Origin of the sequence: Leucobacter sp. BZR 635, from assembly GCF_048061935.2 — a bacterium.
Classification (GTDB): Bacteria; Actinomycetota; Actinomycetes; order Actinomycetales; family Microbacteriaceae; genus Leucobacter.
The window spans coordinates 1-10,093 of the sequence record NZ_JBLUNZ020000016.1 but is presented as its reverse complement, the minus strand read 5'-3'; the positions used below and the strand labels follow the sequence as shown (position 1 = coordinate 10,093).

Below are 10,093 nucleotides of genomic sequence, written 5' to 3'. Positions count from 1 at the left end.
GAGCGCGGTTGGCTCGCTCGCGGTCGGGGCGCCGACACTGTCGCCGTGGGTCCCGCTCGTCTCCGGGGTGCTCGGCCTGGTGTGTTTCGTGCTGCGCCAGCGCGCGCTCCAGCGCGAAGACAGGGCGCTGCTCGACCTCAGGGTGTTCTCGCACCGCACGTTTACGCGCACCACAGTCGTGTTCGTTGCGAGCAGCATCTCGCTGTTTGGGGTGTTGTTCTTGCTGCCGCTGTACGCGCAGAACGTGCTCGGCTTTGCGCCGCTCATTACCGGGCTCATCGTGCTGCCTGGGAGCATCGTGTCTGCGGCGCTCGCTCCCTTCGTGGGGCGGATCGTGGATGCCCGCGGTGGTCGTTGGGTGCTCGTTGCAGGCACTACGATTACGGCGCTGTCGCTGTGGTCAATGGTGCTGTTTACCGAGCACACGCCGCTGTGGCAGCTGTTCGCGACGAACACGCTCATGAACATCGGGCTCGCTGGGGTGTTTACGCCGATCTACGCGATGGCGCTTGGATCCCTCCCGGCGAGTCTCGCGTCGCACGGTAGCGCGACACTGAACACCGTGCAACAGCTTGCCGCTGCCGTCGGCACTGCGCTGCTCGTCACGCTGATGACCCTGTTCTCCGTGCGGCACGCGGGTCTCGCGCTCGCCGAGACCCCCGCCGCGATGGTCGCGGGCCTGCGCGTCGCGTTCCTCACGAGTGCGCTGATCGCGACCGCGGGCGTGGGCATCGCGCTCGGCGTGCGCGACCACCGCGGCGGGAGAGCGTCGCGGTCGCGGCCAGGTGCCCAGCCGGGGCGGAAACGCGCGTAGAATATCCCTTCTATGCCTTCTGCAGACAGCACCCCAGAATTCGACCGTCCCAACAATCCCGGAGAACGTGTCTTTGGTGCGCGCGAGCAGCTCGCCGTGTGGCTCCTGCTGGGCTCAGCGTTCGTCGTGATCCTCAACGAGACAATCATGGGCGTCGCGCTCCCAGAGCTGATGCACACTCTCGGTATTTCGGCGTCTGAGGGGCAGTGGCTGACGACCGCGTTTCTGCTCACGATGAGCGTGGTGATTCCGATCACCGGCATGCTCATTCAGCGCGTGCCGACACGGACCCTGTTTATCGTCGCGATGTCGCTGTTCAGCACAGGAACCCTTGTTGCCGCCCTCGCGCCCGGACTGCCGGTGCTGCTCGTTGGGCGCGTGATTCAGGCGTCGGGCACGGCGATCATGATGCCGCTGCTCATGACGACTGTCGTGACGCTGGTGCCGCCGAACCAGCGCGGCAGGCTCATGGGGCGTATCTCGATCGTCATGTCTGTCGCTCCGGCGCTCGGGCCGACCGTTTCCGGGCTCATCCTTGAGGTGCTCAGCTGGCGCTGGCTGTTCCTGCTCGTGCTGCCGATCGCGGTGAGCGCGCTCATCCTCGGCGGCATCAAGATGCCGAACGTCGGCGTGCGCAAGCGCACCTCCATCGATCTGGTGTCGGTGCTGCTGTCGGTGCTCGGCTTCGGCGGGCTCGTCTACGGCCTCAGCGAGGTCGGAGCTGCCGCGAGCGGCAAGGCGCTCATCTCGCCGTTCGTGCCCGCGGGCATCGGGGCTGTGGCGCTCGCGCTGTTCATCTGGCGGCAGACGGTGCTGCAGCGCGATGACCGCGCCCTGCTTGACCTTCGCACCTTCAAGAGCAAGCCCTACGCGCTGTCGGTCGTGCTCATCGCTTGCGCCTCGATGGCGCTGTTCGGCTCGCTGATTCTGCTTCCGATCTATGCGCAGAACGTGCTCGGGCTGAGCCCGCTGCAGACCGGGCTGTTGCTGCTGCCGGGCGGGCTGCTCATGGGGCTGCTCGGGCCCGTGGTCGGCCGGATGATCGATGCGCGCGGTGTGCGCCCGATGCTCATTCCCGGAACGATTGTGACCGCGCTCGCCCTGCTGAGCATGGGGCTCTTCACCGAGGCCACCAGCGTCTGGCAGGTGCTCGCGACGCACCTCGTGCTGAGCATCGGCCTCGCGGGTGTCTTCACGCCGTTGTTCTCGGTGTCGCTCGGGTCGCTCCCGGTGACGCTCGCGTCGCACGGCAGCGCCATGATCTCGACGGTGCAGCAGGTTGCTGGCGCGGCAGGCACCGCACTGTTCGTGACGGTGATGACGCTCGTCTCAGTGAGCTGGGCTGGGGGAGATGCCGCCGCCGTCGACTCGGAGGCACTCGCGCACGGTACCCGCGTCGCGTTCATTATCGGGGGATCGCTGGCCTCGGTCGGTGCGGTTGTCGCACTGTTTGTGCGCGAGGAGCCGGCGGAGGTCGCCGCGGTCTGAGCCGCGGATCGGGCCGTGAGCCCGGCCGCGGATCCGGCCGTGGATCGGGCCGCGAAACCGGCCGTGGATCCGGCCGTGGATCGGGCCGTGGGCCCGGCCGCGGTGCTTACGCCCCGTGGCCGGTGCCGCCCGCTCGGAGCCCCGTGATGAGCGCGGCGAGGCCGAACTCGAAAGTCTCATCGTTGAGCGAGCGCCCCTGCTTTGCCGCGTAGGCGCGGCCAGCGTGCTCTGCCCGGGTGAGATGCGGGGCAATGTCGGCGTTGTCGACGGGGCGCAGGTTGTCCTCCGGCGCGAGCGAGTCGAGCGCGGAACCGATGACGAACGATTCGATCGCGATGATTGCCGGGACGATGCGGTGTTCCGGGTAGCCGTCACGCTGCATCGCGGCTGCGATCCGTTCGTAGTCGACGATCGACTCGGGCTCGTCGTCGACGGGCAGTGTCGCGAGCGCCGCGATGATTCCGGGGTGTGCGCCGATGGTGAGGCGGTAGGCGCGCGCCCACGAGAAGATCGCCTCGTGCCAGGGGAGCGTTTCGAAGTGGTGGTTGCCGATCCGGCGCGCGAGCTGGCCGCGCATGCCGGCGATGAGGTCGTCTTTGCTTGCGAAGTAGTGGTGCAGCGCGGAGGGGCGCACCTCGAGGTTTCTGGCGAGGGCCGCGAGCGTGAAATCGGCGCCGCGCACGTCGGCGAGGTCGAATGCGGCAGCCAAAATGCGCTCGGGAGACAGCACCGCGGTGCGGGGTCTTCCGGCGGATCGCTGGGGTTCGGGGCCCGTCGTCATGGAACTTCCTTCTCTCGCGGGGTTGCAGACATTATTGAATGTGCGTAAATTGATCTTGCCCCGCGTCCATTCGAGGATACGGGGTCTCACGAACCGAGGGAGGCCACCGTGGCAGCAACGACCGCAGACCTGATCATCGCAGGTGCTCGCGTGCACACGATGGTCGATGGCGATTCCGAGACGCAGCCACGATCCATCGCGATCACCGGCGGCCGCATTCTCGCCGTCGGCGAGCCTTCCGAAATCGACGCGGCGTTCCGGGGCGAAGCCACCCAGATCGACGACGCGACGGGCTCGACGATCACTCCGGGCCTGATCGACGCCCACCTGCACCCGATCCAGGGCGTCGAGCTCTGCCAGGGCGCAGACCTCGGTGGCGTCCGCGACCTGCGCGAGCTCCGAGAGGCGCTCGCAGCCGAAGCCGCGCGCGTGCGCAGTGGCGGGGGATCGCCGTGGGTACGCGCCTGGAACCTCGACTACGCAGTGTTTGAGGGCGCGCAGCTCACCTCCCGCTTCGTGGACGACGCCGTTGGCGATCTGCCCGCCATGGTCTTCTTCTTCGACTTCCACACCGCGGTTGCGAGCACCGAGGCGCTCCGGCGCTCCGGCATCACTGGCGCGCGTGACTTCGAGGACACCTCCGAGATCGTCGTCGACGCGCAGGGAATGCCGACCGGCGAGCTCCGCGAAGACAGCGCGTACCAGCCGATCCTCGACATCGCCCCGAAGCCGAGCCGCGAAGAGACCCTCGCCGCGGCGCGCGGCACCTTTGCAAAGATGCGCCGATCCGGCCTCACCGGCGGCACCATCATGGACGGAAACTCCGAGACCCTCGACCTGCTTGAGGCGCTCGATTCGAGCGGCATGGGCCTGCCCGTGCGCATCGTGAGCGCCATGGACGTGAAGCCGGGCTACTCCGCCGAGCAGCGGGCGGCCATCGCGGCGCAGCGAGACCGCGCGGGCAACCGGTGGCGGGGCGGCGTCATCAAGCTCTACGCCGACGGGGTCATCGACACGGGCGCCGGCTGGCTCTACGAGGCCGACGCAGACGGCGAGGGGCTCACCGGCTTCTGGCCGAACACCGAAGACTTTCAGGCAGCGGTACGCGAGTTCGCTGAAGCTGGCTTCCAGATCGCAACGCACGCGATCGGTGACCGGGCCGTCGGCGAGACCATCACCGCGTACGAGGCGGTCGGATCGATCTCGCGCAGCGGCGTGCCGCACCGCATTGAGCACCTCGAGACCCTCGACCCGCGCGATGTCGCCCGGCTCGCCGCCACCGGCATCACCTCTTCGATGCAGCTGCCGCACCTGCAGTGGCGCATCGCCGACGGCAGCGACGAGTGGGCCCGCAGGCTCGGGCCCGAGCGCGCCTCCCGCGCCTGGGCCGCCGGCACCGTGCTTCGTGCAGGGGCCCCGCTCGCCCTCGGATCCGACTGGCCAATCGCCGACCTCGACGCACGAGTCGGCCTCGCCTGGGCGATGCTGCGCCGCGCGCCCGGCGACACCGACGGATTCGTGTATGAACCAGAAGAGCGGCTTACGGCCGCTCAAGCGCTCCACGGGTACACCCGCGGTGCAGCGCTCGCGCAGGGCGACGACGACCTCGGCATCATCCGAGCGGGCGCCCGCGCAGACCTCGCCGTCTGGGCCGAGGATCCACTCCAGGTAACAGGCGACGACCTCGCCACGCTGCCGGTGCGCGCCACCTATCTCGACGGTCTGCACACCTCGCACGCCGAGTAAACTCACCCCACCAACTGTGCGGGATCTCCCGCCTCCTGAAAGGCCATCGTGGTCCAAAACACAGCACTGGCACTGTTGCCAGTCATCACCGTCCTCGTCGTGTCGGTGCTCACCAAGCGAGCCCTGCTCGGGCTGCTCTCGGGCACCGTCGTCGGCGCGATCCTCATTGGCGGCTGGGGGTTCTTCGACTCCCTGGTCGGCCTCGTCGGATCGTCGCTGTCGAACGAGACGGTGCACTGGCTCGTGCTCGTCGTCGTGCTCTTCGGCATTCTCATCGCGTACTTCAACGCCTCGGGAGCCGTGAGCGATTTCGCACGCTGGACGGAACGCTTCGTGAACTCGCGCCGCAAGTCGCTGCTGCTCACCTGGCTGCTCACCATCGCGCTGTTCATCGATGACTACCTCAACGCGCTCACCGTTGGCACCTCGATGAAGCGCGTCACTGACCGCTACAACGTGCCCCGCACAATGCTCGGAACCATCGTGAAGATGACGTCGGCACCGATCGCGGTCATCATCCCATTCTCGACCTGGGCCGTGTTTTTCTCAGCCCTGCTCGAACAGGACGGCGTCACCGTCAACGGCTCGGGCTTCGGCGCGTACATCGCAGGCCTGCCGTACATCTTCTTCGGCTGGATCGCGCTCGCGATCGGCCTGCTGCTCGCCCTCGGCGTGCTGCCGCTCGTGGGCCCGCTCAAGCGCGAGCAGGAGCGCGTCGACCGCACCGGCGATCCGCTGCCTGAGGGCCTCACCCCCGAGGAGCGTGCCTTCGAGCTCGCCGAGGATGGCGTTGAGAGCAAGCGTCCGCTGCCGTTCAACTTCCTCATCCCGATCATCACCCTCGTGCTCGTGACCATTTTCACCGAGGTCGACATTGTGAAGGGTGCCGCCGCCGCGGTCGTCGTCGCGATCATCCTCTACGTCTCGCAGCGCCGCCTCACTTTCAAGGGCGTGCTCGACCAGGCCTTCGAGGGCATCACGAGCATGGGCTACGTGATGGTGCTGTTCGTGCTCGCCTTCATGGTGCAGCAGATCAACATGGACCTGCAGCTCGCTGACTGGGTGATCGGCGCGACCGAGCCGATCATGAACGGTGCACTGCTCCCGGCCATCGTGTTCCTCGTGTGCGGCCTGTACGCGTACGCGACCGGCGCGTTCTGGGATCTCGCGGCGGTCATCACGCCCGTCGTGCTGCCGCTCGCGATCGCGGTCGGTGTGGATCCGGTGCTTGCCGGCGCTGCCGTGTTCTCGGGCGCCGCCCTTGGATCGACAACCTGCCTGTACGGTGACGGGATGATCCTCGCATCGAAGTCGGTCGGCGTGAAGCCGCTGAACCTCATGCTGTCGATCCTGCCCTACGCCGGCGTCGCAGCGGTGCTGTCGTTTATCGCGTACCTCATCGCTGGCTACGTGTCGTTCAACGGCTAGTCTTGCCCCGCGCGCTGCCCCGGTCTGCATCTTGCGGCCGGGGCAGCGCACGTTGTAGGGGGGTGTGCTGTGGTGAGGCGCTTGGACGCCGCGCGTGCGGTGTTGGTAGGTTGCTGGTGACACGTTCGGTTCGGCACGGAGGAATTTATGCAGCAGCGCGGCGCACTCAGCACACCAGCCAGGGGGAGTCGGAGGCTCCTGGGCCCGGTGTCGGCTCTCGTACTCGGCGCGGGACTCATGCTCAGCGGCTGCGCTACCGCACCCGGCGCACAAGGAGACTCTGCCGGGGTAACCGAAGAAGTGGCAGCGGTCGCGCTTCCGCAGACCACCGCGGGCTTGCAGATCCAGTGGATGCTCGACCTGCTCAACGCCGACGCTGATATCGCCCCGCACGAGCTCGAGGGGAAGTTCACGAAGAGCTTCGCCGAGGAAGCCCCCGCAGAAACCGTCGCCGAGCAGATGAACGCCGGGGTACGGCCCGACAGGCCCTACGTCGTTACCGGATACCAAGACGTGAGTGACGTGCTCGGCGCAGCCCGCATCACCGGGGCTTCAGGCACGTCGCTGTCGCTCGAAATGCGAGTTGAAGAGGGCGGGACGATCGCGGAGATGCTCGTGCGGGCAGCGCCGAAACAGTGACGCAGCCCCGCCGTCAGTCCATCGGCGGAGGCACGCGTCGGTACAACACCTCCGGGCGACCCCGCATACCGTAGCGGTGGGCGAGGTCGATCGCCCCGGTCTCCTCGAGATAGTCGAGATATCGACGCACGGTCGCGAGCGAGATCGACAGGCTCGCCGCCAGCGCCCTCGCGGTCACGGGAACAACGGGGTCTAACGCGGTGACGACGCGGTCGAGCGTGACCTGGGAGATGCCCTTCGGCAGCGACCCAGGTTCGGCCGCACCGGCACTCGACGCTGACCCTGACGGATGCTGCACGGTGACACGTCCGGTCGACAGCAGCTTATCGATCTCGCCCTGCGCGAGAGGCACATCGCGCGAGTGCGAGGCTGCAGCGGCCACTGCCGCTCGCTCGGACGCGTAGACCGCAAGCCTCCCGAGGAGCGCCTCCTCGGTGAACGGTTTCACCAAGTACCCGACTATGTGGCCGGCGAGTGCTTGGCGTACGGTCACCCGATCCTGCGACGAGCTGATCACGAGCACGTCGGGGGAATGCTCACCCAGCGTGCGCAGCCGATTGAGCACCTCGACGCCGCTAATGTCGGGAAGTCGCATATCGAGCAGCACGAGGTCGACCCCGCCGCGAATTCCGTGCGCGACTGCCGCGAGACCGGTTCCCACAGCGGCGACCATCGCAAACCCAGGGGCACCCGCTACGAAGCGGCCGTGGAGGAGGCGAGCCCCGGGATCGTCGTCGACAACGAGCACCCGAATCGGTCGTTCGATGTCGCGTGAACCGCCACGACCTGACGACGCTGGAGAACGGTTGGCCACTAGCGCACCGTCATTTCGAAGCGAAATCGGGTGCCGCCCAGCGACGCTCGACCGAGCTCGACACTGCCGCCGCGGCCCGCGACCGCGCGCCTGACCAGGTCGAGCCCGATTCCGCGCCCGAGGCCGGTGAGATCCTGCTTCGTGGTGACGCCGCGGGCAAACACCCGATCGGTATCCGCTAGGGGGATGCCGGGGCCGTCGTCCGTGACCTCGCCATAGAACCAGCCCCCTCTTTCGTCGAGAGCACAGTGCACGAGGTGCGCTCCCGCTTCGCCAGCGTTGCGAACCAGATTGGTGATCACCAGCGTTGTCTGCTCGTCCACTGGGGAAGTCACCGAGATCTCGACACTCAGCTCAGCGCCGAGTGCGCGGAGCTCCGCCTGCAACGCGTCAAGCGTGGCGCGGAGCAGCGGCTGCTCGCTGAGGCTCGAGTCAGGGCCTCCGCTCGTGAGCGGAGCCACGCGGGCGATATAGGCAAGCGCATCATCGCTGTCGCCGTGTGACACCAACCCGTGGATCACGTGGAGTCTCGTGAGGAACTCGTGTGATTGTTCTTGGAGCGCTGCGGCGGTGCGCCGGAGTTCTGCCGCTTCACGTGCCGCCTCATCAAACCTCCGGAATCGGCGTTCAAGCACCGCAGCGATTGCCGAACTCGCGAGCGTTCCCACGACGAGGGCTCCGATGACCCAGGGGAGGAGTCGGCCAAAGGCCTCCGACGCATCAGCAGCGATACGGCTCTCGAGGATACCCACGGAGAGCGCACCGATGACTTCGCCGGATGCGTCACGCACGGCAACTTTTGCCCGAAGCGTCGAACCCAGCGTGCCGGTTTCGGTGCCGAGAAAGGACTCGCCAGCGAGAACAGCCGAGTTGTCAGTCGAGACCTGCTTGCCGCGTTCGGACGGCGTCGGGTGCGTCGCGCGAATACCGTGTTCGTCGCTGATCACAACGTAGTCGACGCCAGCTGCCCGCTCGATGACGTCGGCAAGTGGTTGCAGATCCGCAGTCGCCGCAGCCATGTCGGTTTCGACGAGTGCGAGGGCGCTGCGCACCTGCGCCAGTTCCGCGAGGCTCAACGCGACATCAGACACCCGTTCAGCGGTGGTATCGCGAATGCTGCGCTCTTGCACTGTCGCTGCAATGCTCGCCGTAAGTACCACCCCAACAACCACGATGAGGGTCGGCAGAAACAGCATTGCCAGCCGCACGTAGCGAGGGGTACCCCCACCACTCATACCAGCCACCTCCTTGTCGCTGACCCAGTCTAGAGGCTCGAACGCGCGCTGCCACCGTCGACGCCGTGAGCATCAAAGAGGTTAAAGCGGTGAATCAGGCGGCTCCTCCGTCGAAGCTGCAAAGTTGATGCGAGACGCGGTGCAGCCTTGCACCCTCACGAAGGAGTGATGCAGTGGAGAACGCTCACATGGCGGCCCCAGAGCCCCCAGAATCAGCCCAGAACCGCACCGCCGGCCGATCAGCAAAGCGCACCGCCGCGCGGCTCATCGGAGGCATGGTGGCGGTGGCCGCGGTCGGAGCGGCGTCTTTCGGATCGATCAGTTCAGCAACGGCCGGACAAGACATCCATTCGTCGCTCACGATCATCGCGCCGGCGGCCGCCGGCGGAGGGTGGGACACCGTCGCGCGAGAGATGCAGCAAGCGCAGCGCGCCAACGGTCTCGCCGCGAACGTGCAGGTGGTGAATATGCCAGGAGCCGGGGGCACGATCGCGCTCGGAAACATGTCGCGCCTGGAAGGTCGGGCAAACACGATGCTCGTCGGCGGAACCGGGCTGCTCGCCGCGACAATTCAGTATGACTCCGCCGCGACCCTCGACGACGTCACCCCGCTCGCGATCCTTTTTGAAGAGTACGACGTGATCGTTGTCCCAGCGGACTCGCCGTTTGACACCCTTGGCGACCTCGTCTCAGCGTGGCAGGAAGACCCGGGAGCGATTCCTTGGACGGGCGGGGGATCGTTCGACCAGCTCGTAGTCACCGACCTTGCGCTCGCCGCCGGGATCGACCCAGTCGACACCACCTATATTTCGTCAGACGGCGGCGGCGAGGCAGTTGCGGCGCTGCTCAACGGGACAGCGAAGGCAGCGACGGGCGGGTACCCAGACAATATCGATCAGATCGAATCCGGACGGCTGCGCGCGCTCGCGATTGTCGCCGAGGAGCCAATCCCCGGAATCGACATCCCGACCGCGCGCGAACAGGGGTTCGACATTACCCTCGCAAACTGGCGCATGCTGGCGGCTCCCGCGGGCATCACCGAAGACGAGACGGCTGAGCTCACGGCACTCGTCCAAGACACGCTCGCGACTCCTGAGTGGGCCTCCGCGGTTCAACGCTATTACTGGATCGAGCAGGTGATGACGGGG

General features: G+C 67.0%; 9 protein-coding genes. 6 read left to right on the top strand and 3 right to left on the bottom strand.

Annotation, left to right across the window (positions count from 1 at the left end; genetic code table 11):
* Nucleotides 1-814, top strand: an 814-nt coding sequence (locus tag ACI1US_RS02410) for an MFS transporter (RefSeq protein WP_461637891.1), incomplete at its 5' end; no start/stop codon positions are given.
* Between the two features lie 12 nt (nt 815-826).
* On the top strand, nt 827-2,302 hold the full coding sequence (locus ACI1US_RS02405) for an MDR family MFS transporter (protein ID WP_461637889.1): 1,476 nt from the start codon (nt 827-829) through the stop codon (nt 2,300-2,302).
* A 106-nt stretch (nt 2,303-2,408) separates the two neighbouring features.
* On the opposite strand, the gene ACI1US_RS02400 is transcribed toward ACI1US_RS02405, so the two are convergent.
* On the bottom strand, nt 2,409-3,083 hold the full coding sequence (locus ACI1US_RS02400) for a TetR/AcrR family transcriptional regulator (RefSeq protein ID WP_461637887.1): 675 nt from the start codon (nt 3,081-3,083) through the stop codon (nt 2,409-2,411).
* 108 nt (nt 3,084-3,191) lie between these two features.
* On the opposite strand from ACI1US_RS02400, the gene ACI1US_RS02395 reads away from it, so the two are divergent.
* The 3 genes from ACI1US_RS02395 to ACI1US_RS02385 all read left to right on the top strand — a co-directional run bounded on the left by ACI1US_RS02395 (nt 3,192) and on the right by ACI1US_RS02385 (nt 6,896).
* The gene (locus ACI1US_RS02395; RefSeq protein ID WP_461637885.1) at nt 3,192-4,829 is read left to right on the top strand and encodes an amidohydrolase; all 1,638 of its coding nucleotides are present in this window, start codon (nt 3,192-3,194) and stop codon (nt 4,827-4,829) included.
* Between the two features lie 48 nt (nt 4,830-4,877).
* On the top strand, nt 4,878-6,257 hold the full coding sequence (locus ACI1US_RS02390; protein WP_461637883.1) for a TRAP transporter large permease subunit: 1,380 nt from the start codon (nt 4,878-4,880) through the stop codon (nt 6,255-6,257).
* 207 nt (nt 6,258-6,464) lie between these two features.
* The gene (locus tag ACI1US_RS02385) at nt 6,465-6,896 is read left to right on the top strand and encodes a Cpe/LpqF family protein (protein ID WP_461637881.1); all 432 of its coding nucleotides are present in this window, start codon (nt 6,465-6,467) and stop codon (nt 6,894-6,896) included.
* A gap of 13 nt (nt 6,897-6,909) precedes the next feature.
* On the opposite strand, the gene ACI1US_RS02380 is transcribed toward ACI1US_RS02385, so the two are convergent.
* Together ACI1US_RS02380 and ACI1US_RS02375 are read right to left on the bottom strand one after the other, a co-directional pair.
* Nucleotides 6,910-7,710: a response regulator transcription factor gene (locus ACI1US_RS02380; protein ID WP_461637879.1), complete on the bottom strand. Its 801-nt coding sequence runs from the start codon at nt 7,708-7,710 to the stop codon at nt 6,910-6,912.
* Nucleotides 7,710-8,945 carry a sensor histidine kinase gene (locus tag ACI1US_RS02375; RefSeq protein ID WP_461637877.1) on the bottom strand — a complete coding sequence of 412 codons (1,236 nt, stop codon included), beginning with the start codon at nt 8,943-8,945 and terminating at the stop codon, nt 7,710-7,712. Before ACI1US_RS02375 ends, ACI1US_RS02380 begins: the two co-directional genes overlap by 1 nt.
* A gap of 173 nt (nt 8,946-9,118) precedes the next feature.
* Between ACI1US_RS02375 and ACI1US_RS02370 the strand changes: the two genes are divergently transcribed.
* A partial coding sequence (locus tag ACI1US_RS02370; RefSeq protein WP_461637875.1) for a tripartite tricarboxylate transporter substrate binding protein occupies nt 9,119-10,093 on the top strand: 975 nt, incomplete at its 3' end.

What these genes read in the sequence shown, in the direction of transcription:
- ACI1US_RS02405 (WP_461637889.1), top strand. Translation starts at nt 827, where the DNA reads ATGCCTTCTGCAGACAGCACCCCAGAATTCGACCGTCCCAACAATCCC.
- ACI1US_RS02400 (WP_461637887.1), bottom strand. Translation starts at nt 3,083, where the DNA reads ATGACGACGGGCCCCGAACCCCAGCGATCCGCCGGAAGACCCCGCACC.
- ACI1US_RS02375 (WP_461637877.1), bottom strand. Translation starts at nt 8,945, where the DNA reads ATGAGTGGTGGGGGTACCCCTCGCTACGTGCGGCTGGCAATGCTGTTT.